The sequence below is a fragment of the Sphingomonas sp. FARSPH genome (assembly GCF_003355005.1).
Taxonomy (GTDB): domain Bacteria; phylum Pseudomonadota; class Alphaproteobacteria; order Sphingomonadales; family Sphingomonadaceae; genus Sphingomonas.
This window is the reverse complement of sequence record NZ_CP029985.1, coordinates 19,730-46,419: the sequence shown is the minus strand read 5'-3', so window position 1 is coordinate 46,419 and position 26,690 is coordinate 19,730. Positions and strand designations below refer to the sequence as shown.

22 protein-coding genes are annotated in these 26,690 nt (G+C 70.0%); 14 read left to right on the top strand and 8 right to left on the bottom strand.

The window, feature by feature from the left end:
* Positions 1 to 21: 21 nt before the first annotated feature.
* Genes DM480_RS00210 through DM480_RS00200 form a run of 3 tightly spaced genes read left to right on the top strand, consistent with a single transcriptional unit; the run spans position 22 to position 3,832 of the window.
* Entirely contained in the window at positions 22 to 741 is a 720-nt protein-coding gene (locus tag DM480_RS00210) for a DUF6445 family protein (protein WP_115377032.1), read from the top strand.
* Positions 738 to 2,258, top strand: a complete 1,521-nt coding sequence (locus tag DM480_RS00205) for a tryptophan halogenase family protein (RefSeq protein ID WP_115380570.1) — start codon at positions 738 to 740, stop codon at positions 2,256 to 2,258. The genes DM480_RS00210 and DM480_RS00205 overlap by 4 nt, the downstream gene beginning before the upstream one ends.
* Positions 2,255 to 3,832, top strand: coding sequence for a DUF5597 domain-containing protein (locus DM480_RS00200; protein ID WP_115377031.1), 1,578 nt, complete (start codon positions 2,255 to 2,257; stop codon positions 3,830 to 3,832). The genes DM480_RS00205 and DM480_RS00200 overlap by 4 nt, the downstream gene beginning before the upstream one ends.
* A gap of 22 nt (positions 3,833 to 3,854) precedes the next feature.
* Here DM480_RS00200 and DM480_RS00195 read toward each other — a convergent pair whose 3' ends face one another.
* On the bottom strand, positions 3,855 to 7,058 hold the full coding sequence (locus DM480_RS00195; protein ID WP_115377030.1) for an efflux RND transporter permease subunit: 3,204 nt from the start codon (positions 7,056 to 7,058) through the stop codon (positions 3,855 to 3,857).
* On the bottom strand, positions 7,055 to 8,314 hold the full coding sequence (locus DM480_RS00190) for a TolC family protein (protein ID WP_115377029.1): 1,260 nt from the start codon (positions 8,312 to 8,314) through the stop codon (positions 7,055 to 7,057). The genes DM480_RS00195 and DM480_RS00190 overlap by 4 nt, the downstream gene beginning before the upstream one ends.
* Before the next feature lie 128 nt (positions 8,315 to 8,442).
* On the opposite strand from DM480_RS00190, the gene DM480_RS18790 reads away from it, so the two are divergent.
* From DM480_RS18790 to DM480_RS00170, 5 genes are all read left to right on the top strand, one after another.
* Entirely contained in the window at positions 8,443 to 8,847 is a 405-nt protein-coding gene (locus tag DM480_RS18790; RefSeq protein ID WP_310596245.1) for a response regulator transcription factor, read from the top strand.
* Between the two features lie 47 nt (positions 8,848 to 8,894).
* On the top strand, positions 8,895 to 9,119 hold the full coding sequence (locus DM480_RS18785; RefSeq protein WP_310596244.1) for a winged helix-turn-helix domain-containing protein: 225 nt from the start codon (positions 8,895 to 8,897) through the stop codon (positions 9,117 to 9,119).
* A complete protein-coding gene (locus DM480_RS00180) occupies positions 9,103 to 10,449 on the top strand; it encodes a HAMP domain-containing sensor histidine kinase (RefSeq protein ID WP_232834049.1) in 1,347 nt (448 codons plus the stop codon). Before DM480_RS18785 ends, DM480_RS00180 begins: the two co-directional genes overlap by 17 nt.
* A gap of 62 nt (positions 10,450 to 10,511) precedes the next feature.
* Positions 10,512 to 11,876 carry an ABC1 kinase family protein gene (locus DM480_RS00175; RefSeq protein WP_115377027.1) on the top strand — a complete coding sequence of 455 codons (1,365 nt, stop codon included), beginning with the start codon at positions 10,512 to 10,514 and terminating at the stop codon, positions 11,874 to 11,876.
* On the top strand, positions 11,873 to 12,364 hold the full coding sequence (locus tag DM480_RS00170; RefSeq protein ID WP_115377026.1) for a nucleoside deaminase: 492 nt from the start codon (positions 11,873 to 11,875) through the stop codon (positions 12,362 to 12,364). Before DM480_RS00175 ends, DM480_RS00170 begins: the two co-directional genes overlap by 4 nt.
* Here DM480_RS00170 and DM480_RS00165 read toward each other — a convergent pair.
* Positions 12,361 to 13,803 carry a phospholipase D-like domain-containing protein gene (locus tag DM480_RS00165; protein WP_232834048.1) on the bottom strand — a complete coding sequence of 481 codons (1,443 nt, stop codon included), beginning with the start codon at positions 13,801 to 13,803 and terminating at the stop codon, positions 12,361 to 12,363. The two genes, DM480_RS00170 and DM480_RS00165, sit on opposite strands and share 4 nt — an antisense overlap.
* 198 nt (positions 13,804 to 14,001) lie before the next feature.
* On the opposite strand from DM480_RS00165, the gene DM480_RS00160 reads away from it, so the two are divergent.
* From DM480_RS00160 to DM480_RS00150, 3 genes are all read left to right on the top strand, one after another.
* The gene (locus tag DM480_RS00160; RefSeq protein WP_115377024.1) at positions 14,002 to 14,766 is read left to right on the top strand and encodes a Crp/Fnr family transcriptional regulator; all 765 of its coding nucleotides are present in this window, start codon (positions 14,002 to 14,004) and stop codon (positions 14,764 to 14,766) included.
* Between the two features lie 50 nt (positions 14,767 to 14,816).
* On the top strand, positions 14,817 to 17,123 hold the full coding sequence (locus DM480_RS00155; RefSeq protein WP_115377023.1) for a GH92 family glycosyl hydrolase: 2,307 nt from the start codon (positions 14,817 to 14,819) through the stop codon (positions 17,121 to 17,123).
* 81 nt (positions 17,124 to 17,204) lie between these two features.
* A complete protein-coding gene (locus tag DM480_RS00150; RefSeq protein WP_115377022.1) occupies positions 17,205 to 18,485 on the top strand; it encodes an MFS transporter in 1,281 nt (426 codons plus the stop codon).
* A gap of 8 nt (positions 18,486 to 18,493) precedes the next feature.
* Here DM480_RS00150 and DM480_RS00145 read toward each other — a convergent pair whose 3' ends face one another.
* The 4 genes from DM480_RS00145 to DM480_RS00130 all read right to left on the bottom strand — a co-directional run bounded on the left by DM480_RS00145 (position 18,494) and on the right by DM480_RS00130 (position 22,083).
* Complete coding sequence (locus tag DM480_RS00145) at positions 18,494 to 19,861, bottom strand: sensor histidine kinase (protein WP_232834047.1); 1,368 nt, start codon at positions 19,859 to 19,861, stop codon at positions 18,494 to 18,496.
* Positions 19,858 to 20,577, bottom strand: coding sequence for a response regulator (locus tag DM480_RS00140; RefSeq protein WP_115377020.1), 720 nt, complete (start codon positions 20,575 to 20,577; stop codon positions 19,858 to 19,860). Before DM480_RS00140 ends, DM480_RS00145 begins: the two co-directional genes overlap by 4 nt.
* Before the next feature lie 73 nt (positions 20,578 to 20,650).
* Positions 20,651 to 21,184 carry a hypothetical protein gene (locus DM480_RS00135; protein ID WP_157968753.1) on the bottom strand — a complete coding sequence of 178 codons (534 nt, stop codon included), beginning with the start codon at positions 21,182 to 21,184 and terminating at the stop codon, positions 20,651 to 20,653.
* Positions 21,185 to 21,309: 125 nt separating this feature from the next.
* Positions 21,310 to 22,083 carry an acyl-CoA thioesterase gene (locus tag DM480_RS00130; protein WP_115377018.1) on the bottom strand — a complete coding sequence of 258 codons (774 nt, stop codon included), beginning with the start codon at positions 22,081 to 22,083 and terminating at the stop codon, positions 21,310 to 21,312.
* A gap of 191 nt (positions 22,084 to 22,274) precedes the next feature.
* On the opposite strand from DM480_RS00130, the gene DM480_RS00125 reads away from it, so the two are divergent.
* On the top strand, positions 22,275 to 22,964 hold the full coding sequence (locus DM480_RS00125; RefSeq protein ID WP_125471434.1) for a hypothetical protein: 690 nt from the start codon (positions 22,275 to 22,277) through the stop codon (positions 22,962 to 22,964).
* Here the strand turns inward: DM480_RS00125 and DM480_RS00120 are convergent, their stop codons facing one another.
* Entirely contained in the window at positions 22,965 to 24,191 is a 1,227-nt protein-coding gene (locus tag DM480_RS00120) for an MFS transporter (RefSeq protein WP_198665859.1), read from the bottom strand.
* A 168-nt stretch (positions 24,192 to 24,359) separates the two neighbouring features.
* Between DM480_RS00120 and DM480_RS00115 the strand changes: the two genes are divergently transcribed.
* Positions 24,360 to 25,589: an acyl-CoA dehydrogenase family protein gene (locus DM480_RS00115; RefSeq protein WP_115380566.1), complete on the top strand. Its 1,230-nt coding sequence runs from the start codon at positions 24,360 to 24,362 to the stop codon at positions 25,587 to 25,589.
* A gap of 31 nt (positions 25,590 to 25,620) precedes the next feature.
* Positions 25,621 to 26,688 carry an acyl-CoA dehydrogenase family protein gene (locus DM480_RS00110; RefSeq protein WP_115377016.1) on the top strand — a complete coding sequence of 356 codons (1,068 nt, stop codon included), beginning with the start codon at positions 25,621 to 25,623 and terminating at the stop codon, positions 26,686 to 26,688.
* Positions 26,689 to 26,690: the final 2 nt, after the last annotated feature.

Below are 26,690 nucleotides of genomic sequence, written 5' to 3'. Positions count from 1 at the left end.
GCAATTTTTCGGGCCAGGATCATGACCGTTTCCAATACCCAATCCGCCCCGCTGCCGACGCCCGTCGTCATGCTGCGTCACGTCGGCGTGGAGCGCGAGCCGGTCGTCGTCGTCGACGACGCGACGGGAACGCTCGCTGCGCTGCGCGCGGTCGCGGCGCGCACGTCGTTCGAGCCCGCGGCGGCGGTCGACAGCCATTATCCCGGGCTGCTCGCGCCGGCGCCGGTCGCCTATCTCGATGCGCTCGTCCGCTTCGCCCTGCCGCTGATCGCGCAGCATTTCGGCATCGGCCGCGTCGTGCCGCAGCGCGCGCGCGGCAATTTCTCGCTCGTCACCACCGCGCCGGCGGACCTGTCCGTCGAACAGCGCGTGCCGCACGTCGACGCGGCCGACCGGATGCAGTTCGCAGCGGTCCATTACCTGTCCGATCATGCCGCGGGCACGGGCTTCTTCCGCCATCGCGCCACGGGGTTCGAGACGATCGACGCCGACCGGCTGCCCGCCTATCGCGCGCGGCTCGACGCCGAACTCGCCGATCTGCCGCCGGGTGGCTATGTCACCGGCGATCATCCGCTGTTCGCACTCGTCGACACCGTCGCCGCGCGTTCCGATCGTTTGATCCTCTATCGCGCCGCGCTGCTGCACAGCGGCCTCATCGCCGCGCTGCCCGACCATCCCGACGATCCCGCGCGCGGGCGGCTGACCGGCAACCTGTTCCTGCAATGCCGGACGCCCGCATGACCGCCGACGCACCGCTGCGCAGCATCGCGATCGTCGGCGGCGGCACGGCGGGCTGGATGGCCGCCGCGGCGCTGGCGCGCGTGCTCGGCCCGGACGGCCCCGCGATTACGCTGGTCGAATCCGAAGAGATCGGCACCGTCGGCGTCGGCGAGGCGACGATCCCGCCGATCCAGGCGTTCAACGCCTTGCTCGGCATCGACGAGGACGCCTTCGTCCGCGCGACCGGCGGCACGTTCAAGCTCGGCATCGAATTCGTCGACTGGTGGCAACGCGGCCACCGCTATTTCCATCCCTTCGGCGTCTATGGCATCGATTCGGGCGCGGTGCCGTTCGAGGCGATGTGGCAGCGGCTGCGCATGACGGGCGACGCGCTGCCGCTCGATGCCTATTCGATCTGCACCGCCGCCGCCGCCGCCGGGCGCTTCGCCCGGCCGCAGGCGAGCAACACGCCGCTCGCGCAGATCGGCTACGCTTTCCACTTCGACGCCACGCTCTACGCCCGCTTCCTGCGCCAGCATGCCGAAGCCTCCGGCGTGCGGCGGATCGAGGGCAGGGTGGTCGACGTCGCACGCCGGCCCGACGACGGCTTCATCGAGACGGTCGCGCTGGAAAGCGGCGTGCGGATCGCGGCGGACCTGTTCATCGACTGCTCGGGCTTTCGCGCGCTGCTGCTCGGCGAGGCGTTGGGCGTCGGGTTCCAGGATTGGGGCCACTGGCTGCCCAACGATCGCGCGGTCGCCGTGCCCAGCGCCAACGCGGAGCCGCCGACGCCCTTCACCCGCTCGACCGCGCAGGCCGCGGGCTGGCAATGGCGCATCCCGCTGCAGCATCGCACCGGCAACGGCTATGTCTACGCTAGCGGTCACATCTCGGACGACGCGGCGGCGGCGACTTTGCTTGCCGGGCTGGATGGCGCGCCGCTCGCCGATCCGCGGCTGCTGCGCTTCCGCACCGGCCGGCGCGACGTCTTCTGGGCGCGCAACTGCGTGGCGCTGGGGCTGGCGAGCGGATTCATGGAGCCGCTCGAATCGACCAGCATCCATCTCGTCCAGGCGGGGATCGCGCGCCTGCTCGAAATGCTGCCGACCCGCGCGTTCGAGCAGGCGGACATCCGCCGCTACAACCGGCTGATGACCGCGGAGTTCGAGAGCATCCGCGACTTCCTGATCCTCCACTTCCACGCCACCGCGCGCGACGATACCGCCTATTGGCGGAACCTCGCGGCGATGCGCGTGCCCGACAGCCTGGCGGAACGTATCGCCATCCACCGCCGGACGGGGCGCGTCTATCGTGAGGCGGACGAACTGTTCACCCGCACCAGCTGGCTGGCGGTGATGGAGGGACAGGGGCTGCGGCCGGAGGGCTTCGACCCGATCGCGCTCGGTATCCCGCTCGACACCGCGCGCGCCCGCCTGTCGCGCATCGCGGAGGTGACGCGCGCCGCCGTCGGCCATCTGCCGCCACACGCCGATTTCATCGCGCGCCATTGCGCCGCGCCACAGGAGCCCGTCGCATGATCCGTCTTTCCCGCGCCGCCGTCGCCGCGCTCGGCCTGATCGCGGGCACCGCATCGGCTGAGGACAGCCGCTTCGTCCCCACGCCGTCGGGCATGCCGGCGTTGCAGGTCGATGGCCGCCCCTTCCTGGTGCTCGGTATCCAGCTCAACAATTCCAGCGGCTTTCCCGCCGAATTCCATCGTCTCGCCCCCGCCATCGCGCGGAGCCATGCCAATGTCGTGATGGCGCCGATCGGCTGGGAATCGGTCGAGCCCGAGGAAGGGCGCTTCGACTGGAGCGTCGTCGACGGCCTGATTGCCGAGGCGCGCGCGCAGAAGGTGCGGCTGGCCCTGCTGTGGTTCGGGACGTGGAAGAACGCCAACATGAGCTACACCCCCGCCTGGGTGAAGCGCGACACCGCGCGCTTCCCGCGCGTCGTCGACGGCACCGGCCGCGCGATCGACGTGCTGACGCCGATCGCGAGCGCCAGCCGCGACGCGGATGCGCGCGCGTTCGGCGCGCTGATGGCGCATCTGAAGGCGGTCGACGGCGCGCGCCGCACCGTCATCATGGTACAGGTGGAAAACGAGGCGGGGACGCTGGGCGCGGATCGCGACCATGCGCCCGCCGCCGACGCGCTGTTCCGCGCCGCCGTGCCCGCCGACATGCCGGGCGCGAAGCCGGGCGACTGGACGGCCAATTACGGCGTCCGCGCGCCGGAGGCGTTCATGGCCTATCACACCGCGCGCTACATCGGCGCGGTCGCCGCCGCGGGCAAGCGCGCCTACGACCTGCCGCTCTACGCCAATGTCTGGCCGCGCCAGCAGCCTGGGCTGCTGCGTCCCGGCGACAGTTCGCCGTCCGGGGGCGCGGTGTCATGGCTGCTGCCGCAATGGCGCGCGCTTGCGCCGGCGATCGACGTCGTCGGCGTCGACAATTACGACACCAACGTCGCGCCCTACACCGAGATCGCGCAATCCTACGTCGTCCCCGGCAACCCGTTGTTCGTGCCGGAGACGGGGGGCAGCATGGCGCACGCCCGCCACGCCTTCTGGACCCTGGCGCAGCCGCATGCGGTCGGCATTTCCAAATTCGGCATCGGCGAGGATTTCGGCCTGCGCGATGGCGCCCCCGCCGAAGAGCCGATCGCGCTCGACTATCGCCTGTTGCAGGGTGCCGCGCCCTTCCTGCTGCCGCTGCGCGACGCGGGGCAGGTGCGCGCCGCCGTGGAGGAAGACGGCCTCGCCAACGTGCCGATGGCATTCGCCGATCTCGATATGGTCGCCCGCTTCGGCGAGGTGCGCGACGGGTACGGCGGGCCGCGCGGACAGGGCAATCGCGACCTGTCGGGGCGCGTCATTGCCGCGCGCGTCGCGCCCGGCCGCTACCTGCTGGTCGGCGCATCGGCGAACGTCGCGCTCGCGACGCCGCTCGGCACGCCCGGCCGCGTCCAGCTCGTCACCGTCGAGCAGGGGCATTTCGAAGACGGTCGCTGGGTTCGCGAACGCCTGCTCAACGGCGACGAAACCGCCTTCGGCCTGATCCTGCCCGCGACCGGCGCGAACCTGATGGTGACCGTGCAGACCAATCCGTGACGAGGGTGACGGGCGCCGCCGCTCAACGGGCGGCGGCTTCCTCCCGCGCGTCGCCGTTACGTATTGCCTTGCGTTCCGCCTGCGCCGCTGCACGCCGCTCGACCCAGGCGTAGAGGCTGGGCAGCAGCAGCAGGGTCAGGATGGTCGAGGTGATGATGCCGCCGATCACCACCGTCGCCAGCGGCCGCTGCACCTCCGCGCCCGCGCCGGTCGCGATCGCCATCGGCACGAAACCGACCGAGGCGACGAGCGCGGTCGACAGCACGGGGCGCAGCCGGTCGTGCGCGCCCTGCCGCACCGCTTCGTCGGGCGGCAACGGGTCGCCCTCGCGCCCATCGCGCAAGGAATTGATGTGGTCGATCAGCACGAGACCATTGAGCATCGCGATCCCCGACAGCGCGATAAAGCCGATCGCGGCGGTGATCGAAAACGGCATGCCGCGCAGCCACAGCGCCAGCACGCCGCCGGTCACGGCAAAGGGGATGCCGGTGTAGACGATCGCCGCCTCGCGCACGCTGCCAAGCGCGGCATAGACGAGCGCGAAGATCAGGATCAGTGCCGCGGGCACGACGATCGAGAGCCGCTTCTGCGCCGCTTCCAGCTGGTGATACTGACCGCCGAATTCGATGCGATAGCCCGGCGGTAATTTGACCTGCCCGTCGATCGCGGCCTGCGCGCGCTGGACGTAGCCGGCAAGATCGCTCGTCGACAGATTGACCATCAGCGCGGCGCGACGATTGCCGTCGTCATGCAGGATCGGCTCGACGATCCGCGTCTGGCGCAGGCGTGCGACGCGCTGGAGCGGCACCATGCCATATTCGCCGACGCGCAGCGGCAGGGCGAGGATCGCGGACGGGTCCGCGCGCAGCGCCTCGGGCATGCGGATGACGATCGCGTGGCGCGCGGGGCCATGCGGGATGAAGCCGACCTCCGCACCCGCCAGCGCGTCGCGGATCGCGTTGTTCACTTCCTGCGTGCCGAGGCCCAGGCGCAGCAGCGCGTCATGATCCAGCTCGACGACGATGCTCTTCGGCCGGCCCGCCGTCTCGAACTCGACGCCTGCGGTGCCGGGCAGCTTTTCCAGGATCGCCTTCGCCTTCGCCGCGGCCTTTTCCAGGACGTCGTAATCGTCGCCGTAGATCTTCACCGAAACGTCCGCGCGCACGCCCTCCAGCATCTCGTTGAAACGCATTTCGATCGGCTGCGCGAATTCGAAATTCTGGCCCTTGTAGACCTGGCGCGCGACCTTCTCGATCCCCGCGATCAGATCCTGCTTCGTCTTCGGCGCGCCGTCGCCCGTCGGCCAGTCCTTTTGCGGGCCGTAGAAGATGTACAGGTCGTTCTCGTTCGGCGGCATCGGGTCTGTCGCGACCTCGCTGGTACCGATGCGCGAGAAGGTGTGCGTCACCTGCGGATAGGCGCGGCGGATCGCCACTTCCGTCCGCTGCTCGATCGCGAGGCTGTCTTCCAGCGACATGCCGACCGGGCGATAGACCATCGCGGTGATCGCGCCCTCGTCCAGCTGCGGCGTGAATTGCGATCCCAGCGACTTGAAGACGAGAAACGCCGCAACCAGCAACGCCGCCGCCGCGATCGTCAGGATCGCCGGATGCGCCGGCGCGCGGTCGAGCACGGGGGTGTAGACCCGGTTCGCCACGCCGACGAACCCCGTCTTCTCTTCCTCGTCGCTCTCCCGCGCCGGCGCGCGCAGCAGCCAGGCGGACAGGGCGGGGACGATCGTGAACGTCCAGATCAGCCCCGCACCGATCGCCAGCATCACCGCCTGCGCCATCGGCTGGAACAATTTGCCCTCGACGCCGCCCAGGCTCAGTACGGGAACGTAGACGAGCGCGATGATCGCGATGCCGAAGAAAGTCGGCCGCGCGACCAGACGCGCCGCTTCCGCGATCGTCGCCCGGCGCTCCTCGCCGTCCAGCTCTTCGCCCTTCTCGCGCCGCCGCGCTGCGAGCAGGCGCAGGCTGTTTTCGACAACCACGATCGATCCGTCGACGATCAGCCCGAAATCGAGCGCGCCGAGGCTCATCAGATTGCCCGACAGGCCGATCGCATGCATCCCCGACACGGTGACGAGGAAGGCGAGCGGGATGACGAGTGCGACGATCAGCGCCGCGCGCCAATTGCCCATGACGAGCAGCAGCACGATGCCGACCAGCAATGCGCCTTCGCCCAGGTTGCGCTCGACGGTATGGATCGTCCGTTCGACCAGATCGGCACGGCTGTACTGGCGGTCGATCACCATGCCCTTGGGCAGCGCCGCCTGGATGCCCGGCAGTGCTTTTTCGACGCGGACCGCGGTCTCGCGGCTGTTCTGGCCGACCAGCATCATCACGGTGCCGAGCACCGTCTCGCGTCCGTTCTGCGTCGCGGCGCCCTGTCGCGGCGCGGAACTGATCACCACGTCGGCAAGGTCGCGGACGGTCAGCGGCAGCACGCCGGCGGCGAACTTGACCGGGATCGCGCCGATCTGAGTCGCGTTCATCACGCGCGCGTCGGTGCGCACCGTGAAGCGTTCGGGGCCGCGCCGGATGATGCCGCCGCCCGCATTCTCGACGTTCTTTGCAACCGCGGCGGCCAGCTCGCCCGCGGTGACGCCATGCATCGTCAGCCGCACGGGATCGGGTTCGACGACGAACTGTTCCTCCAGCCCGCCGTTCGAATTGACGTCGGCGACGCCTTCCACGGCGCGCAGCATCGGGCGCACGGTATATTCCTGCGCCTCGTACAGCTCCATCAGCTGCCGCTGCGCATCCATCCCCGGCGGCACATGGCGCCATTCGAGCGTGTAGTAATAGATTTCGCCGAGGCCGGTGGTGATCGGCGCGAGTTGCGGCGTGCTGCCCGGCGGCAATTGATCGCGCACCGCGTTCAATCGCTCGGTGACGAGCTGGCGCGCCTTCAACTGATCGGTGCCGTCCTTGTACAACAGGGTCACCTGGCTCAGCCCGGTCTTGGTCAGCGACCGCGTCTGGTCGAGCCCCGCCTGACCCCCCATCGCGCGTTCGATCGGCAGCGTCACCAGCCGCTCGATCTCCTCGGGCGCGAGGGCCGGGACCTGCGTGTTGATCTGCACCTGCACGCCGGTGATGTCGGGGATCGCATCGATCTGCAGATTGGCGAACGACCACAGGCCGATCGCCGCGACGATCGCGGTCGTCAGCGCCACCGCGAGCCGATGATGCGTGACCCAGTTGAGCCAGATTTTCATCGGGTCAGCGCATTGCCGCCGTTGAGCGCGCGCAGCTGCAGCAACGCCTCGATCGCCTCGCGCCGCGTGTCGAGCACCGCGTTCGTCGCCTCGACATAAGCTTGCTGCATCTGCGTGTAGGTGGTCAGCGGGATCGCGCCCAGGCGGTAATTGCGGTCGGCGTCCTCCGCCGCCGCGGCGAAGCCGCGCGCCGACTGGCCGTCCCATTTCGCCAGCGCCTCGCGTTTGGCGTCATATTGCGCGGCCTGGTCGAACACGTCGCGCGCGATCCGCCGTTCGGCATTGATCAGCGTCGCATTCGCCTGTGCCTGCTTGCCCTCCTCGATCGCGACGTCGCCCGCCTGCCGGTTCCATAGCGGGATGGTGGTCGATACGCGCACACCGTAATTCGTCTCGCGGATGTCGGACCGGGCGTGGTCGTAATAGGGGCCGACGCTCACGGTCGGGATGCGCGCCTTGCGGGCAAGGTCGGTGCGCAGGCCCTGCTGCTCGAACTGCGCGCGCAGCGCCTTCAGCTCGAAATTGTTCGCGGCGGCATTGGCCGCGAGCACGGTGCCCGACGGCAGCACGGGCAGGCTCATGTCCGGTCGCACGATGCGGATGCGCGCCGCAAAGGGCGCGCCGCGCAGCTGGTTCAATTCGTAGAGGATCGAATTGGCGTCGGCGTCCGCGCTCGCCGCGGTGCGCTCCGCGCTGATCGCGCTTGCCTCCAGCGACCGCGCCTCCAGCTGCGGCGCGGGGCCGGCGGGATCGCGCGACACGATGACGCGGGCGAGCGTGCGCATCCGCGCCGCGACGGTGCGCGCCGCATTCGCCTTCTCGTCCGCCGCGAACAGGCCATAGCCCAGCGAGCGCACGCGCGCCGCCAGCGTCGCGTCGAACTGCTGCAACCCGATCTTGGCGAGCGCCACCTGCCGTTCCGCGATCGCGCGGCGCAAGGCGATGCGCCCGCCGAACTCGATCGGCTGAACGACGGAGACGGCGTAGGTCAGACCCTCGCCAGTCAACGCGCCCGACGTGATGTCGTTCGCACGGCGCTGGCCGAATTCGACCACCGCTTCGGGATCGGCCCAGCGGCCCGCCGCCTGCCGCTCGACGCCGGCCGCCTCGATCTGGCGCTGGTAGAACTGGCGTTCGGGATTGTGTGCGATGACGTCCTGCGTCAGCGCATCGAGCGAGACCGCCGCCGCTGGCGCATTCTGGGCGATCGCCGGGGGAGCGGCGCAGAGCAGAAAGGAAAGCGCGGCGAGCCGCATAGAAAAGTCTCCGTCGTCCCGCCCGTCCTCGCCGTAGCGGGGCCGATCCGGCAGCGTCGACTAAAACCGCGTTCAGGTTTCGATTGGTCGGTTGACGTACATAGCCGTTGCGAACGACACGCGATGGCATGACGCAGATCCTGTTGATCGAGGATGACGCGGTGACCGCGGACGAAATCCGGCTGGAGCTCGCCGCGGCGGGCCACGGCGTGACGCATCGCGCCACGTTGGGCGAGGCGGCGGCGGTCGCGCGCGCCGGCGGCATCGACCTGATGATCGTCGACCGGCAATTGCCCGATGGCGAGGGGCTGGCGCTGATCGAAACGCTGCGCGGCGAGGGGCGCCGCACGCCGGCGCTGGTGCTGAGCGCGCTCGGCAGCCTCGACGACCGCGTCCGCGGCCTGCGTGCGGGCGGCGACGATTATCTGCCCAAGCCGTTCGCACTGGTCGAGCTGATCGCGCGGGTCGAGGCGCTGCTGCGCCGCCGGACGAAAGCCGCGACACCCGCCTCATCGCCGGTCCGCTCGACCTAGACCTGCTCGAAGGGCGCGCGACGCGCGGCGGCCGCCCGCTCGACCTGTTGCCGCGCGAACTGAAGCTCCTCGACTATCTCGCGCGCCGGCCGGGGCGGATCGTCACGCGCTCGATGCTGCTGCAGGACGTCTGGGGCTATACGTTCGAACCGAACAGCAACGTCGTCGACGTCCACATCGGCCGCCTGCGCCGCAAGGTCGATGCAGAGGGCGAGCCGCAGCTGATCCGCAACGTCCGCGGGCAGGGGTATATCCTTGATCTTCCCCACTGATCCGCGCCGCCGGGCGATGTGGCGATGGGGCGGCGCGCTCGCCGCGCTGCTCGTGCTCCAGTCGATCGTGCTCGCGCTCGCCTTCTGGATGCTCGCCAACGGCAGCCACCGCCGCGCGATCGAGCATGCGCTCGCCGACGACTGCACCTTTTTCCGGCTCACTCCGCCCGACGAACGCGCGGAGGAACTGCGCGAGAAGCTGGCGCGCGACATCCACCGCGACCGGTTCCTCGGCCTGTTCGATGCGAAGGGTGCGCTGATCGCCGGCAATGTCGCGCACCTGCCGCCGGTCGTGCCCGGCGGCGCCTCGTTCGTCGCCGACGTCGCGCCGACCGAGCTGCCCGGCAAGCACAGCGACCAGGCGCGGATCACCGTCTGCCCGCTGTCGGCGGACATGCGGCTGCTCGCCGGCGTCGACCTCGACGATACGGAGGAGGCGCTGCGCCTCGTCTGGCGGTCGTTGCTGCTCGGGCTGGTGCCGGGCCTCGTCCTCGCGCTCGGCTTCGGCCTCGTCGCCGGGCGCCGCGCCGCGCGCCAGGTCGACACGGTGCGCCGCCTGACCGAGCGGATCATGTCGGGCGACCTCGCGCAGCGGCTGCCGGTGCCCGCGCATCCCGACAGTTTCGGCATGTTGTGCGCGCACATCAACACGATGCTCGACCGGTTGCAGCTGCTGATCGCGGACATGCGCGGCATTGGCGACGATATCGCGCACCAGATGCGCACGCCGCTCACCCGGTTGCGCGCGCGGCTCGACCGCGGCTTGCGCGATGCCGCCGATGCCGAGGATTTCGCCGCCGTCGCGGATCAGGCGCTCGTCCAGATCGACGCGCTGCTCGGCATCGTCGCCGCGCTGTTGCGCCTGCGCGAGCTGGAGGATCATGCCCGCCGCAGCCGCTTCGCGCCGGTCGATCTGGCGATGATCGTCGACGATGCCTGCGATCTCCACCGCCCGCTGGCGGAGGATCGCGGCATCGCGCTCGCCTGCGCCATCGCGCCCGTCCCGCCGGTGGAGGGCGACGCCAGCCTGCTGATGGAGGCGGTCGCCAACCTCATCGACAATGCGATGAAGTTCGGGCCGGCGGGCGGCGCGGTCCGCGTCTCTGTCTCCCTTGCACCGGAGGGTGCGGTGGTCACCGTGGCGGACGACGGCCCCGGCATCCCCGCCGCCGAACGCGCGCTCGTCACGCAGCGTTTCTACCGCGCGCGCACCGATCGCGACGGCGCGGGGCTGGGGCTCAGCCTGGTCAAGGCGATCGCCGATCTCCACGGTTTCCAGCTGCGCTTCGCCGACGATCGCAGCGCGGTGATGCTCGTCTGCCCCTCCTGACCGGCCCCTCCTGACCGGCACGCCTGCCGGACCCTGACGCTGCCAGCCGCGTTGGGCGGGGTATGAGCGACGAAAGCGACGATCAGGCGCGGCATCGCGCGGTGCCGAGCGGGCGGCTGGCGCGCCTCGGCGGTTTCGGCCGGCTCGCCGGCGGGGTTGCGGGCGGCATGCTGGCGGAGGGCGCACGGCGCCTCGCGGCGGGCGAACGGCCGCGGATGAGCGACCTCGTGATGACGCCCGCCAACGCCGCGCGCGTCGCGGACCGATTGTCGCACCTGCGCGGCGCGGCGATGAAGCTCGGCCAGATGATCTCGATGGACGCGGGCGACATGCTGCCCGCCGAGCTCGCGACGATCCTCGCGCGCCTGCGCAACCAGGCCTATCGCATGCCGCCCGCGCAGCTCGACCGCGTGTTGCGGCAGGAGTGGGGCGCAGACTGGCGCCGCCGGTTCCGCCATTTCGATGCCGCGCCGATTGCCGCCGCCTCGATCGGCCAGGTCCACCGTGCGACGCTGCCCGACGGGCGCGTGCTCGCGGTCAAGGTGCAATATCCCGGCGTCGCCGACAGCATCGACGCCGATGTCGACAATGTCGCGACGCTGCTGCGCGTGTCAAACCTGCTGCCCGACAGTGTCGACATCCGCCCTCTGCTCGCCGAGGCCAAGCGCCAGCTGGCGGAGGAGGCGGATTACCTTCGCGAGGGCGAGCAGATGCGCCGCTATCGCGACCGCCTGTCGGGAGACGCGCGCTACATCGTGCCCGCGCTGGAGCCCGCGCTGACGACGCGCCGCGTGCTCGCGATGGATTTCGTCGAGGGCCGCCCGATCGAGGCGCTGGCGGAGGCGGACCAGCCCGCCCGCGACGCCGCGATGACCGCGCTCGTCACGCTCGTGCTGCGCGAACTGTTCGATTTCGGCGTGATGCAGACCGATCCGAACTTCGCCAATTACCGTTGGCAACCGGATACGGGCGCGCTCGTGCTGCTCGATTTCGGCGCGGCGCGCGACGTCGCCGCCGATACGTCCGCCGCCTATCGCCGGCTGATCGAGGCGGGGCTGGCGCGCGACCGGGACCGCATCCGCGACGTCGCGGTCGAAACCGGCTTCCTGGGCGCCGCCGCCGCCGCCGCGCACCGTCCCGCGGTCGACCGGATGATCGCCGCGATCGACGATGCGCTCAACCGCCCGGGCCCCTTCGACTTCGGCGACCGCGCCTTCGTCCCCGTCCTGCGCGAGGAAGCGAAACCGATGATCGCCGACCGCGCGACGTGGCACGTCCCGCACGTCGAGACGCTGTTCGTCCAGCGCAAGGTGAGCGGCACCGCGCTGCTCGCCGCACGGCTGAAAGCGCGGGTCGACGTGCGCGGCCTCGCCGCCGCCGCGATCGGACGGGACCCGATCGGCGCGCGCGACGTTGGCGGGGCATGACGACAGACGACGAACGCTGGATGCGCGAGGCGATCGCCATCGCCCGCTCCAAGGGCTCCGACCCCGCCGACGCGCCGCTCGGCTGCGTGATCGTGCGCGACGGGCGGATCATCGGCGGCGAGCGCAACCAGACCGAGGAACTGCCCGACGCCACCGCGCATGCGGAGATGATGGCGATCCGCCGCGCGTGCGAGGCGACGGGCGAGCTCGAACTGCGCGGCGCGACGCTCTATTCGACGCTGCAGCCATGCGGCATGTGCACGATGGCGTCGATCTGGTCGAAGGTCGGCCGCGTCGTCTACGGCGCGGGGCGCGACGAAGTCCATCCGATGTATTTCGAGGCGCGACATGTCGACACGTTGTCGTTCATCGCCGACGCCTATCGCGACGACATCGTCATCGAGGGCGGCGTGCTGCGCGACGAATGCGCGCAGCTCTATTATCCCCCCGACGCCGACCTGTCCGAAGAGGAACAGGCGAACCTTTAGCCCCGCGTCAGCCGCCCGCGGAACAGCCCGCGCTTGACCAGCGGCTCGAACATCTCCGCCGGTCCTTCCGGATCGAGCACCTCATTGTCCGCCAGCCATTTCTCGACCGCGGGCAGATCGGGGATCCGATAGGGTTTCAGCGTACGTCCCGGCCCGCGCAGCCGCTCGATCGTCTCGATCAGCGAACCCGTCTCCGCGAATACCGCCGACACCCGCTCGGGCGCGACGTCCAGATGCTCGGCGATCAGGTCGTCGCGCGCGCCTGCGATCGCCGCCTCCAACCCCTTGCCGGGGCTCTGCGCCGCGTCCAGTACCACGTCGCATTCGGTGTCGAGCCGCAGCGAGCGGTTGTTGATGTTCGCCGATCCGATGCGCAGCTGGGTATCGTCGACCACCGTGATCTTTGCATGGCAATAGATCGGCGCGCCGCCGCGCGTATAGGGGTGGTACAGACGCAGCCGCCCGTGCCGGTCGCGCCGCCGCAATGCCTCGACCAGCCGCGCCCGCGCGGTATCCATCGCCAGCGGTTCGAGCCAGCCTTGCGCCGTCTCCGGGTTGACGATGACGATCTCCGGCCCGTCCACCTCGTCCAGCCGCGCGGCGATCGCCTCCGCGATCCGGCGCGACGCGAAATACTGGCTCTCGCAATAGATATGCCGCCGGGCCCGCCGGATCTGGTCCAGAAACAACGCCTCGACCTCGTGGATCGCCACGGTGCCGGGCATTTCGGGCCGCGTCCGCGCGATGCCGATCGCGACATCCTCGCACAGCGGCGTCAGCGACGGCGGCCAGCATGCCCCCTTCGCCGCGACCGGTTCCAGCCGGTGCCCCGTCGCCACCCGCCACCGGTCGCGCGCCAGTTCGCCCAGCGCCGCCGCGGCTTCGCCGGTGATCGCGGTCGTCGCATCGTGCCACGGCTTGTAGGGCTTGCCCGCGGGCGTCTGCCGGCCGGGATCGTCGTCGCGGTGTGCGCGCGTGTCCCAACGTTCCGCGGTCATGTCGATACCGCCGCAAAAGGCGAGGCAGTCGTCGATCGCGACGATCTTCTGGTGGTGCGACGATCCCGTCGGGTGGTGACCGTCCAGCTTCACATGGATGCGCGGGTGCCGCATCCATTTGAGCACGGTGAAGGCGGTGAAGCCGCGGAACAGCGCCTTCAGCGCGCCGATGTCCCAGCGCAGCAAATACAGCTCCAGCGCCGGATTGCGCTCGACCAGCCAATAGAGGAACTGCCCGATTGCCTCCGGCCCCTCCGTCGCCTGGCCGCTCTCCGCAAGCCGGATACGCGCATCGAAATCCCATCCGATCAGCATGATCCGCCGTTCGGCCTGCAACAACGCCTCGCGCGCGACCGCGAAATAGCGATCGGCATCGACGATGACGGCGAACCGATCGGCGTGCGCGTTGCGCCAAAGCGTGGGACCGGGTTCGTGCGTCACGGCGGGGCGGCATCCATTGCGTCGGGGCGGCCGGGATGGCGACGCGCGCCGTTCCCGACTGCGGGTTGGTGCGCCTGCGTACCGACGAAATGCGGCGCGGGGAAGTCGCCGAACGACGTCGGACCTTCTGACCCTGTCCAGCATACACCCGGCGAAAACACCCGGGAACGTTGCGCTATCGTATCGGTTTAACACGCCATGAGGGACGATCCAGTCGACGATCTTGCCGCATATCCGCTCACGGGCCGGTTCCTGATGGGCAGGGGGCGCCAGCGCATGACTCCGGAGGAGCGGCGCGTGCTCGAACAGGCGGTGCGCGACGTCCGGACGGTGCCGCCGCGTACGTTGCTGATCCGCCGCGGCGAACCGGTCGAACGCAGCATGATGCTCGTCGACGGCTATGTCAGCCGCTACATGGACGATCGCGAGGGCTATCGGCAGATCGTCTCGATCCATGTGCCCGGCGATTTCGTCGACCTGCACGGCTTTCCCACCGGTCGGCTCGACCATGACGTCGGCACGCTTGGCCCGGTCCGGGTCGCGCTGATCGACCATGCGACGCTGACCCGTATCACCGAACACTATCCGCGGCTGACGCGGCTACTATGGTTCTCGACGCTCACCGATGCGGCGATGCACCGCGAATGGATATTCCGGATCGGGCGGCTGGGCGCGGAGGGGCGGCTCGCGCATTTCTTCTGCGAACTCAACGCGCGGATGGAGATGGTCGGGCTGGCGCGCGACGGCCGCTTCTCGCTGCCCCTGACGCAGCCCGATCTGGCGGAGGCCTGCGGGCTCACCGGGGTGCACGTCAACCGGACATTGCGCGCGCTGCGCGAACAGGGCCTGCTGCTGTTCCGCGACGGGCAGGTCGAAATCCTCGACGCCCGGCGCCTCGCGTCGGTGGCGGAGTTCGAGTCCGACTATCTCTACGCCGACTGTGGCGCGTGGAAGAGCCTCTGATCGCGGCAAAGTCCTTCCCACCGGCGGCGCACGATGCGTACACTCCGCCGATGCGCATCCTCCTCTTCGCCGCGACCGCATTGCTCGCCATGCCGTCCGCGCTGGCACAAACCGCGCCGCTCCCCGCCGATCCGCTAATCGGCACGGCGGGGGAGGGGCATACCTTCCCCGGCGCCACCGCACCGTTCGGCATGGTACAGCTCAGCCCCGATACCGACACGGGCTGCGAAATCCGCCAATGCTACGGTCATGCCGCGGGCTATCGGTACGAGGATCCGACGATCCAGGGGTTCAGCCACACGCATTTCTCGGGCGCGGGCCATTCCGATCTCGGCGACGTACTCGTGATGCCCGTCGCAGGGGACGCGGTGGCGATGGACCCGGGCGATCCGAAGGTGCGCGGATCGGGATATCGCTCGGCGTTCAGCCATGCGCGCGAAACCGCGGTGCCGGGCTATTATGCGGTGACGCTCGACGACGCCGGCATCCGTGCCGAACTGACCGCGGGGACGCGGGTGGGCGTGCATCGCTACACCTTTCCCGCCGGCAAGGCGGCACATCTCGTCCTCGATCTGCGCTCGTCGCTCTACAATTATCCCGGCAAGGTGCTCTGGTCGGGCCTGCACCTGCGCCCCGACGGCACGCTGACCGGCTTTCGTGAGACGCGCGGTTGGGCGCCAGGGCGCAAGCTGTATTTCGCGATGCGCTTTTCCGCGCCGCTCGCGGATCACGCCTTCGTCGATCGCGACGCCAATGTGCCGTACAAGGGGTTCGCCGGACCCGGTCGCGGCAGCGATGCGCTCGCCGAAAAGCTCGGCCGCCAGCTGGAGGCGCGGCTCGATTTCGGCACGATGTCCGCGCCGCTGGAGGTGCGCGTCGCGCTGTCCGGCGTCGACGAGGCGGGCGCGGTCGCCAATCTCGATGCCGAACCCGGCGGCTTCGACGCGATCCGCGCCGCGACGCAGGCGGCGTGGGGCAGGGCGCTCGGCGTGGTCGACATCGACGCGGACGCCGCCATCCGCACCAGCGTCTACACCGCGCTCTACCACAGCCTGCTCGCGCCCAGCGTGTGGAGCGATGCGGACGGCCGTTTCCGCGGTCCCGACGACCAGGTCCATCGCGCCGACGGCTACACCTTCCGCTCGACCTTCTCGCTGTGGGACACGTTCCGCGCCGAACATCCGCTGCTGACGCTGATCCAGCCCGCGCAGACGACGACCGACGTCGTGCGCTCGCTGATCGACAGCCGCCGCTACAGTCCCGACGGCATCCTGCCCGTCTGGCAGTTCGCCGGGCGAGAGACGTGGACGATGATCGGCTATCACGCCGTGCCCGTCATCGCCGACGCCTATCTGAAGGGGATCGGCGGGTTCGACGCCGGCGCGGCGCTCGACGCGATGGTCGCCAGCGCCACCTACGCCCCCTACGGTGGCCTAGGCGAGTATATGCAGCGCGGCTACGTGCCGATCGACAAAGAACCGGAAGCCGCGTCGAAGACGGTCGAATACGCCTATGACGACTGGACGATCGCCCGCATGGCGCGCGCGATGGGCCGCATGGATGTCGCCGCGACCTTCGAAAAACGCGCCGGAAACTGGCGCAACAGCTTCGATGCAAAGACCGGCTTTCTGCGCGCGCGGCTGAGCGACGGCACTTTCCGTACCCCCTTCGATCCCACCGCGATCAACTACGGTTCCGATTATACGGAGGGCAATGCCTGGCAGTACAGCTGGTTCATGCCGCATGATCAGGGCGGCCTGTTCCGTCTGCTCGGTGGCGATGGGAAGGTCGTCGCGAAGCTCGACGCGATGTTCGATTATGACAATTCGAAACTCGACTATAGCCATGCGGAGGATATCGCCGGCCTGATCGGCCAGTATATCCACGGCAACGAACCGAGCCACCACGTTGCCTATCTCTACGTGCTCGCCGGCCAGCCGTGGCGGACGCAGGAACGGCTCGCTCAGATCGTCGCCAGCCAGTATCGGCCGACGCCCGATGGCCTGTCGGGCAACGACGACCTCGGCCAGATGTCGGCCTGGCTCGTCTTCACCGCGCTCGGCTTTTATCCCGTCGCGCCCGGCAGCGACCAATATGTCATCGGCCGCCCCTTCCTCCGCCGCACCACGCTGGCGCTGCCCAATGGCAGGACGTTCACGATCCTGGCGGACGGCCTGTCCGACGCCAACCGCTACGTCGGCCGCGTCACGCTGGACGGCAAGCCGCTGAAGCACAGTTACATCACGCATGAGGAGATCACCGCCGGCGGCGAATTGCGTTTCACGATGCAGTCGACGCCGAACCGGGCCTGGGGCAGTGCCAAGACCGCCCGACCCTATTCGATGACGCCGTTCTAACCCGCGCGCTGCGTTCGGGTTGGCAATATATCCTAACGTTCGCAGGGGTGACGTGGACGATCGGACGCGTATGATCGGCCAATGACCGCGTCGCCCGATCGCAACCACCGACTCCGCTCGATCCTCGGCGGGTCGGCCGGCAATCTCGTCGAATGGTTCGACTGGTACGTCTATTCCGCCTTCGGCCTCTACTTTGCGCCGCATTTCTTCCCGAAGGGCGATCCGACCGCACAATTGCTCAACACCGCCGCGATCTTCGCGGTCGGTTTCGTCATGCGGCCGATCGGCGCGTGGATCATGGGGATCTATGCAGACCGCTACGGCCGCAAGGCGGGGCTGACGCTGTCGGTGACGCTGATGTGTGCAGGTGCGCTGCTGATCGCGGTGTCGCCCAGCTATGCGACGATCGGCTGGGGGGCGCCCGCCCTGCTCGTCGTCGCGCGGCTGATGCAGGGGCTCAGCGTCGGCGGCGAATATGGCGCGAGCGCGGTCTATCTTTCCGAAATGGCGGGGAAGGACCGGCGCGGTTTCTTCTCGTCCTTCCAGTACGTCACGCTGATCGCCGGCCAGCTGCTCGCGCTGTTCACCTTGCTGCTCCTCCAGGGCGTGCTGACCGAGGCGCAGCTGGAGGAATGGGGCTGGCGCCTGCCGTTCGCGCTGGGCGGCCTGCTCGCGATCGTCGTCTTCCGCATCCGCCGCGGCCTCGCCGAGACGCAGTCGTTCGAAAATGCGCGCGACAAGCCGAAATCGAGCGGGTGGCTGCTGTTCAGCCGCCACCCGCGCGAAGCGGCGACGGTGGTCCTGCTCACCGCGGGCGGCACGCTCGCCTTCTACGCCTACACCACCTACATGCAGAAATTCCTCGTCAATACGACTGGCTTCAGCCGCGAAACCGCGACCTGGGTGATGACCGCCGCGCTCGCGCTCTATGCCGCGCTGCAGCCGGTCGCGGGCGCCCTGTCCGACCGGATCGGCCGCCGGCCGCTGATGATCGGTTTCGGCATCGCGGGGATGCTGGCGACCGTGCCGATCTTCACCCTGCTCGAAAGCGTGCGCAGCCCGCTCGTCGCCTTCGCGCTGGTGATGATCGCGCTCGTCATCGTCACTGGCTACACCGCGATCAACGCGGTGGTGAAGGCGGAGCTGTTCCCCGCGCATATCCGCGCGCTCGGCGTCGCCTTGCCCTATGCGCTCGCCAACACCGCCTTCGGCGGGACGGCGGAATATGTCGCGCTCTGGCTGAAGCAGGCGGGGGCGGAGAACGCGTTTTACTGGTATGTCACCGCGATGATCGGCGTCTCGCTCGTCACGTACTGGCGGATGCGCGACACGCGCCGAAACAGCGCCATCCTCGAGGATTGAGGTAGCGGTTACGCAAGCGGCAGCGCGATCACCGCGCACAGGCCGCCGCCCGCGCGGTTGCTCAGCCGGATGTCGCCGCCCGCCTCGCGCACGATCGTGCGGGCGAGCGCGAGGCCGAGGCCGATGCCGCCGGTGTCGCGATTGCGCGAGCTTTCCAGCCGCGTGAACGGTACGAACACTTCGTCCAGCCGCGCATCCGGGATGCCGGGACCGCGGTCGGCGACCTCGATCTCGACCGCCTGCGGCGTGACGACCAGCCGCACCGCCGCGCCGCCGCCGTATTTCACCGCATTCTCGATCAGGTTGCGCACCGCGCGCCGCATCAGCGCGGGGCGCAGCCGCATGCGCAGCCGCGCCGCCTCCTCGAACGCGACGTCCTGCCCCAGGTCGCGGAAATCCTCGACAACCGCATCGACCAGTGCGGCCAGATCCACCTCGGTCGGCGCCTCGCTCGGCCGACCGACGCGCGCCAGCGACAGGATGTCGTCGAGCGTCCGGTTCATCTCCGTGATCGTATCGGCCATCCGCGTGCGATCGGCATCGTCCTCCACCGACTCGATCCGCACGCGCAGCGCCGCGAGCGGGGTGCGCAGGTCGTGGCCGATCGCGCCCAGCATCCGGTCCTTCTCGTCCAGCATCGCCGTCACGCGCAGGCGCAGGTCATTGAACGCGGTGATCAGCTGGCGCACGTCCTCCGGTCCGCTCGGCGGCACCGCCCCGGTCTCGTCGCGTGGGCCGAACCGTTCCGCCGCGCGCGTCAGGTCGCGCAACGGCCGCGACAGCCGCCGTCCGGCAAGCAGCAGCGGCACCAGCACAAGCAGGTAGAGCAGCGCCGTCTGCCCCGCGAGCCGCCAGACGAGGTCGCGGTCGTCGCTCAGCCAGAACGTCGTCAGCACCAGCCAGTCGCGGCCAGGTCGTTCGACCGCGATACGCAGTTCCGCACCGCGCGCGAGCAGGCGCTCGGCGCGCTTGGGCGGCATGCGGCGCAGCCAGGGATTGTCCGGCGCGATCGCGCTGAGGCCGGTGGCGATCCGCCCGGCCTGCACGCCCGTTTCCGCCAGCGCCTCGCGCAGCGCCTCCTCGACCTCGGGCAGGCGCGGTGCATCGGCGGGGATCGGGTTGCCCGTCATCCGCCGCACGCGTGCGCGCGCGCCGCCGGGCCCGGGGCGTTCGGTGTGGCGCGTCGCGCGCAACGGTCGCTCGGTGGCATCGATCAGGCGGGCGACGACCGGCCCCGTCGTCTGCTCCAGCCGCAGGTTGCGCCGCTCGCGCAGCAGCAGCCCGAAGTTGATTGCCTGCGCGACGAACAGTCCGATCGCGACGAGCAGCGCGAGCTGCCCCGCCAGCGTATGCGGGCGCAGCGGGCGCGGCGTCACAGCCGCGTCACCTCCGCCGCCAGCGTATAGCCGCCGCCCCATACCGTCTTGATGATCTCCGGATTCTTTGCATCCGCCTCAATCTTGCGGCGCAGGCGGCTGACCTGGTTGTCGATCGCGCGGTCGAACGCCGCCGCCTCGCGCCCCTGCGTCAGGTCGAGCAGCTGGTCGCGCGTCAGCACCTGGCGCGGCCGGGTGACGAGCGCGAGCAGCAGATTATACTCGCCCGTCGACAGCGGCACCGACACGCCTTCGCGATCGATCAGCGTGCGCTCACCGGTCTTCAGCACCCAGCCGGCGAAAGCGTAGGATCCGCTTTCCGGCGCATGCTGGCGCGTGCCGCCCGCGGTCAGCCGGCGCAGTACCACTTTGACGCGCGTCGCCAGCTCGCGCGGGCTGAACGGCTTCACGACATAATCGTCGGCGCCCATCTCCAGCCCGACGATCCGGTCCGTCTCCTCTGCCTTGGCGGTGAGCAGGATGACGGGCGTGTCGCTCGTCGCGGCAATGTGCCGGCATAGCGAAAGGCCGTCCTCGCCAGGCATCATCACGTCGAGGATGACGAGATCGATGGCATAGGCCGCCAGCCGCGTGCGTGCGCTCTCGGCGTCCGCCGCCTGCGTCACGCGAAAGCCCTGCCGCGTCAGATAATGCGCCAGCGGTTCGCGGATCGATCGCTCGTCATCGACGAGCAGCAGGTGCGCGGTGTCTCCCATCCCGTCGGCATTAGTCATCGCGCGCGCTCCCGCAAGCCGGCCGGGCGACGCCGTGCCGCCCGGCCGATCCGTTTCACTGGGCGTCGGCGGGCGGGGGAGGCGGCGTCTCGCCACCCGGCCGCATCATGCCGCGCCGGGCATAGCCGCGCGCCGAAGCGGCTTCGGTGGGATCGAGCTTGCCGTCGTGATTGGCATCCATCCGGTCGAACCGTGCCGCGGCCCGCGCGATGTAATCGGCGCGCGCGATCGGTGGGCGGGCGTCCGCCGCAGGGGTCGCGGCCGGCGGAGGCGGGGGAGGCGGCGGGGGTGTCGCCTCGCCACCCGCCCGCGCGCGCCAGCGGCTGCGCATCGTGTCGCGATAGGCGATGCGCTCCGCGTCGGACAGCTGGCCATCGTGGTTCGCGTCCATCGCATCGAAGCGTGCGCCCGCTTCGGCCAGCGCCTCGGCGCGCGACACGACGCCGTCGTGGTTGCTGTCCACGCGCTGCATCATCGCGCCGGGCGGCGGAGCCGGGGGCACGGGCGCGGGCGGCGTCGCGGTCTGCGCCTGCGCGACGCCGGCAAGGCCGCTCGTCGCCAGGGCGAGGGTGAGAAGAATGGTACGCATGCGGATCGGGTCTCTCCTGGCGGCCGGGGCCGATCCCCGCCGCGATCCTGCCTCTATCGCGGGCCGCTGTCGCACGGTTATGCCCGCGGCGGGCCCGAATGTCGCAAAATGTCGCGACATCGTGCTCAGCCGAAGACGGCGACGCTCTGCATCTGTTCGGCGACACACGCGCCCTCGGTGTTCCAGATCGCCATCCGCTGGCTGGAGTTGCCGTCGCGCGCATGATCCGTGCCGCTGTGCAGCAACCACCAGCCGTCGTGCGTCGCCGGGTTGCCCCCGACGAGGTTGAGCTGCCACGTCATCGAACTGACCGGCGCGAAGCCGCCGGCGAGCTTGAGCGCGGCGGGCGGCAGGCAGTCGGCGACCGCGATCATCTCCACCGCGGGGTCCAGCCCGGCCCGGTCGTGCAGCCGTACCCATCGCCGCCACTCCGCCGGCCCGGTGCCCGCGACATCGTCGACCAGGTCGAAATTCTGCGAGAAAGCGACCGCGGGGTGACCGCGATGCACCATGGCGTCCGGCCCCGGCACGGGAAAGGGCAGCGGCGTCTCGACGCGATGGTCGATGCGCGACGGCATCGGCGCCATGAACACGAACGTCGCGCGCAGGCCCAGCCCCGCCTCGCCCTCGACATCCGCCTGGATGAAGGCCGCGTTGCGCCCGCGTCGCAGCCGGCTGGCGCGCACCGTCACCGTTCCGCTCAGCGGCCCGACGAACGCGACCAGCGCGGATCGCAGCGGCGGCAGGTCGACGTCCGACGCTTGCGCTGCGTGCAGCGCCAGCGCCGCGGACACCCCGCCGTAAGCGGTGCGCCCCTGCTGCCACGTCGCGGGGATCGTCGCGCGCCACCCGCCCTCGATGGGATCGAGCGCGTCGATGATCGCCTTCAGGCCGGGCATGGGGGGCTGCGGAGTTTCCATGGGCCGAAAGGCTAGGGTGAAATGTCGTTGCTGGCCATACGCAATCTTCGAAACGGAGCATATGGGGTTGCCGTGCCGGTGGTTGTCACGGCGTTCAGCATATCGTTTCACCTCCTGCCAACCCACAGGCTTCACCCTTCGCCGATCGAACGGGATGGGATCGCGGGGACATGACGGCACGATTTTGGATGGCGGCTGCGCTGGCGCTCGGTGCGGCGCAGATCGCGCAGGCGCAGGACCGGGTGCTGCCCGCGCACACCGACGTCCCGGTGACGCTGGACCAGGATCTGTCGTCGGCAGGGGCGAGGGTCGGCCAGCGGTTCGGCGTGACGGTCAGTCGCGACATCGTCGCCGATGGCCGGATCGTCATCCCTCGCGGCACGCCCGGCACCGGCGAAATCGCGCTGCGCACCGGCAAGGGCGCCTATGGCAGGTCGGGGAAGCTCGAGATCGCGTTGCGCGCGCTCGATCTCGACGGGCGATCGATCCCCGTCACCGGGCGGTTCCGCGCCGATGGCAAGGGCGCGACCGCCGCGACGATCGGCGCGGTCGCGTTCGGCGGACTGGTTGCGGGCGTGTTCGTCAAGGGGCAGCATGCGCGCTTCGCGGCGGGGCAGGAATTCCACGCCTTCACCACCGACCGTGTGGCGATGCAGGGCGACGTGCGCCGCGTCGCGGCCATGCAACGGGTCGCCGTGACCCCCGCCGCTCTAATGCCTGTGATTGCCACGCCGGCACGGGCAGTCGACACCGTGTACATAGCGCAGGCGACGCCGCCGGCCGGCAGTTACCAGACCTTGCTCGCCGCGCAGCAAGGCGTGCGGGGCCGCAGTGCGCAGGGCTGGACGATCAGCGACTGATCAACGCGTTACAAGGATTTCCTGTTGCGCTGAGCGAGGTTCCGGCACGCGTAGCGCGATGATCGCCGCGGCGCTGCCCATCAGGACGGCGGCGACGACGAATGCGGCGCCGTCGAACCCGTGCGCCGCGCCCCAGCCCAGGCTCTGCGCCGCGATCAGCGGACCTGTGATGGCCGCGACCGAGTTCATCGATCCGATTCCGCCCTGCAACGATCCCTGCCGCGTCGCATCGACCATCCGCGACAGCGTCGCATTGAGCGCGGGATAGGCGAAGGCGCCGAGGCAGCCGACGAGGAAGAAGGCGTAGACCTGCCACCCCTTCGTCGTGAAAGCGTAGGCGAAGAGCGTCGCGGTGGCGCAGGCGAGGCCGACGATCGCCGCCTTGCGCTCGCCGATGCGGGCGAACACGCGTTGGGTGAGCCCGACCTGCACGACAACGCTGAGCAGTCCGACCCAGGCGAGGCTGAGCCCGATCGCCTTGGCATCCCAGCCGAAGCGGATCGCCGCCCAGAACGACCAGGTCGCGGGATAGACCGTGCCGCCCAGCTGCCACAGGAACCACGCCACCAGCAACGGCGTCGCGTTGCCCGCCGCGAACAGCGGGCGGAACGCGCCGATGACATGCGCGTCGCGCAGCCGGAACGGTCGCCGGTTCTCGCGCGCCAGCGTTTCGGGCAGGAACATCGCCATCGCCAGCGCATTCGCCGCGGCGAGCGCGGCGGCGACGATGAACGGCGCGCGCGTGCCCCAGGCGGCGGACAGGCCGCCAAGCGCGGGGCCGAGGATGAAGCCGATGCCGAACGCCGCGCCCAGCAGGCCGAACACCGCGCCGCGCCGCTCCACCGGCGTCGTGTCCGCGATTACCGCCCCCGCGGGCCCGAAGGTCGCGCCCGCGATGCCTGCGATCGCGCGCCCGACGAACAGCCACGCCAGCGTCGGCGCCGCCGCCATCAGCAGATAGTCCAGGCTGAACGCCGCCATCGACGCGATCAGCACCGGCCGTCGCCCGAACCGGTCGCCAAGGTTGCCGAGCACCGGCCCGGCGAAGAACTGGCCGATGGCGAAGACCGCCAGCAACCACCCCGACACGCGCGTTGCGTGTGCCAGGTCCATATGGCCCAGATGCGTGACCAGCGCGGGCAGCACGGGCATGACGATGCCCAGCCCGATCACGTCCACCACCACCGCGGCCAGCACGATCGGCACCGCGCGATGTCCGAACTTCATCCGCTTATCCCCCATTGCCGCCGTGGCGTCGCGCCATCCTGTATCGTTGTATGCTGGCGGGGCCAAATCCGTGCGGGTTGCCCGCCGCCGACGGTTTACATGGCCTCACATTCCATGCGATGCCCGTCGCCATACCCGATCTTCTGAATCGGGTCAGGAGAGATGCCGATGGCCACCGTAGCCGACCCGTCGCTTGCCCCCGGTGCCCCCGCCGACCCGCACGCCGCCTTCCGGGCGGAGGTGCGCGACTGGCTCGCCGCGCATTTTCCGCCCGCGCTCGCGCACAAGGACAATGCGATGTCCGCGGTCGAGGGGCCGGGCGAGGAGACGGACGACCAGCGCCGCTGGCGCGAGGCGATGGGGGACAAGGGCTGGGGCGTCCCTACCTGGCCGCGCGACTATGGCGGCGGCGGTCTGTCGCGCGGCGAGGCGCGCGTGCTGGCGGACGAGATGGCGCGGATCGGCGCATGGAATCCGATCGGCGGCATGGGCGTGATGATGTTCGGCCCGACCCTGCTCGAATATGGCAGCGAGGCGCAGAAGCGCGAACATATCCCCGCCATCGCGCGCGGCGCGGTGCGCTGGTGCCAGGGCTATTCCGAACCCGGCGCCGGCTCCGACCTCGCCAACCTCCAGACCTTCGCCGAGGATCGCGGCGACCATTATGTGGTCAACGGGCAGAAGACGTGGACCAGCGGCGGCCAGTGGGCGGACAAATGCTTCGCCCTCGTCCGCACCGACAGGACGAAGAAGCATGAGGGGATCAGCTTCCTGCTCATCGACATGCACGCGCCCGGCGTCGAGGTGAAGCCGATCCGCCTGATTTCCGGCGCCTCGCCCTTCTGCGAAACCTTCTTCACCGACGTCGTCGTGCCCAAGGAAAATCTCGTTGGCCGCGAGGGCGAAGGCTGGACGATCGGCAAGCGCCTGCTCCAGCACGAACGTTTCAGCCTGTCGGGCGGCGGCTCGACCGGGCGGCTGCTCGCGGGCAAGCCGCTCGGCGACATCGCCAAACACAATCGCGGCGTCGACGCCGACGGGCGGCTCGCGGATGCGGACCTGCGCGCGCGGCTGATCCGCCACGACATGGACGTGCGCGCCTTCGCCGCGACGCTGCGCCGCGCCGCGCTGGAGGCGAAGGCGCAGGCGGGGCCGTCCGCGGCCTCTTCGATCATGAAGAACGTCGGCGCGCGCATCACGCAGGAGCGCGCCGAACTGGCGATTGAAATCATGGGGATGAATGGCCTGGGCTGGGAAGGCGAGGGGTTCACCGAAGAAGAACTGACGCAGACCCGCACCTGGCTGTGGGGCAAGGCGGTGTCGATCTACGGCGGCTCGACCGAAATCCAGAACAATATCGTCGCCAAGCGCATCCTCGGGATGCTCGACCACCAATGATCCCGCGCCCGCGGCAATCGGAGCTACGCATATGGCCGTTCTGACCGAAGACCAGACGATGCTGCGCGACATGGCGCAGAGCTGGACCGACAAGGAATCTCCCGTCACCGCCTTTCGCGCGCTGCGCAACGCCGCGCCGCCCGCCGGGTTCGACGCCGCCGTCTGGACAGAGGTCGGCGCGATGGGCTGGCCCGGTATCGTCGTGCCGGAAGAGCATGGCGGCGCGGGTATGGGCTACCTCTCGCTCGGCCTCGTCCTCGAACAGCTCGGCCGCACGCTGACCGCGACGCCGCTCGCCGCCTGCGCCGCGGCCGCCAGCGCGATCGCGCGCGGCGGCGACGCGGCGGCGCAGGCCGAATGGCTGCCCCGCATCGCCGGCGGCGATACGATCGTCGCGCTCGCCGTCGACGAAGGGCCCTTACACGCCCCCGACGCGCTCGCGACGACCGTGTCCGACGGCCGCCTGACGGGCGGCAAGGCGTTCGTCGCGGAGGGTGACGGCGCGCACGCCTTCGTCGTCGCGGCCGCGGACGGCCTGTACTTGGTCACCGGGGAAGAGGGCATCACGCGCACCCCGCGGCGGATGGCGGACAGCCGCAGCCACGCCGACGTCCGCTTCGACGCCGCGCCCGCGATCCGGCTCGGCGGCCCCGATCTCACCGCCGCCGCCTGCGACCGCGCGACCGCATTGGTCACCGCCGAGATGCTCGGCCTCGCCAACCAGGCGTTCGCCGACACCAACGCCTATCTCAAGACGCGCGTCCAGTTCGGCCAGCCGCTCAGCACCTTCCAGGCACTGCAGCATCGCATGGCGAAGATGTTCACCGAGCTCGAACTGATGCGCTCCGTCGTCGAAAGCGCGCTCGAGGCGATCGACGCGGGCCGGTCCGACGTCGCGCAGGCGGTCAGCCTCGCCAAGGCGGTAGGGGGCGAGACGACGAAGCTCGTCAGCCGCGAGATGGTGCAGCTGCACGGCGGCATCGGCATGACCGACGAACACCACGCCGGCTTCTACCTGAAGCGCGCTGCGGTGCTGGAGGCGATGTGGGGCAACGCCGCCTGGCACCGCGACCGCTTCGGCCGCCTCACCGGCTATTGAGG

What these genes read in the sequence shown, in the direction of transcription:
- DM480_RS00170 (WP_115377026.1), top strand. Translation starts at nt 11,873, where the DNA reads ATGACGACAGACGACGAACGCTGGATGCGCGAGGCGATCGCCATCGCC.
- DM480_RS00160 (WP_115377024.1), top strand. Translation starts at nt 14,002, where the DNA reads ATGAGGGACGATCCAGTCGACGATCTTGCCGCATATCCGCTCACGGGC.
- DM480_RS00120 (WP_198665859.1), bottom strand. Translation starts at nt 24,191, where the DNA reads ATGAAGTTCGGACATCGCGCGGTGCCGATCGTGCTGGCCGCGGTGGTG.
- DM480_RS00205 (WP_115380570.1), top strand. Translation starts at nt 738, where the DNA reads ATGACCGCCGACGCACCGCTGCGCAGCATCGCGATCGTCGGCGGCGGC.
- DM480_RS00175 (WP_115377027.1), top strand. Translation starts at nt 10,512, where the DNA reads ATGAGCGACGAAAGCGACGATCAGGCGCGGCATCGCGCGGTGCCGAGC.
- DM480_RS18790 (WP_310596245.1), top strand. Translation starts at nt 8,443, where the DNA reads ATGACGCAGATCCTGTTGATCGAGGATGACGCGGTGACCGCGGACGAA.
- DM480_RS00200 (WP_115377031.1), top strand. Translation starts at nt 2,255, where the DNA reads ATGATCCGTCTTTCCCGCGCCGCCGTCGCCGCGCTCGGCCTGATCGCG.
- DM480_RS00195 (WP_115377030.1), bottom strand. Translation starts at nt 7,058, where the DNA reads ATGAAAATCTGGCTCAACTGGGTCACGCATCATCGGCTCGCGGTGGCG.
- DM480_RS00210 (WP_115377032.1), top strand. Translation starts at nt 22, where the DNA reads ATGACCGTTTCCAATACCCAATCCGCCCCGCTGCCGACGCCCGTCGTC.
- DM480_RS00155 (WP_115377023.1), top strand. Translation starts at nt 14,817, where the DNA reads ATGCGCATCCTCCTCTTCGCCGCGACCGCATTGCTCGCCATGCCGTCC.
- DM480_RS00130 (WP_115377018.1), bottom strand. Translation starts at nt 22,083, where the DNA reads ATGCCCGGCCTGAAGGCGATCATCGACGCGCTCGATCCCATCGAGGGC.
- DM480_RS00140 (WP_115377020.1), bottom strand. Translation starts at nt 20,577, where the DNA reads ATGGGAGACACCGCGCACCTGCTGCTCGTCGATGACGAGCGATCGATC.
- DM480_RS00135 (WP_157968753.1), bottom strand. Translation starts at nt 21,184, where the DNA reads ATGCGTACCATTCTTCTCACCCTCGCCCTGGCGACGAGCGGCCTTGCC.
- DM480_RS00125 (WP_125471434.1), top strand. Translation starts at nt 22,275, where the DNA reads ATGACGGCACGATTTTGGATGGCGGCTGCGCTGGCGCTCGGTGCGGCG.
- DM480_RS00115 (WP_115380566.1), top strand. Translation starts at nt 24,360, where the DNA reads ATGGCCACCGTAGCCGACCCGTCGCTTGCCCCCGGTGCCCCCGCCGAC.
- DM480_RS00110 (WP_115377016.1), top strand. Translation starts at nt 25,621, where the DNA reads ATGGCCGTTCTGACCGAAGACCAGACGATGCTGCGCGACATGGCGCAG.
- DM480_RS00190 (WP_115377029.1), bottom strand. Translation starts at nt 8,314, where the DNA reads ATGCGGCTCGCCGCGCTTTCCTTTCTGCTCTGCGCCGCTCCCCCGGCG.
- DM480_RS00150 (WP_115377022.1), top strand. Translation starts at nt 17,205, where the DNA reads ATGACCGCGTCGCCCGATCGCAACCACCGACTCCGCTCGATCCTCGGC.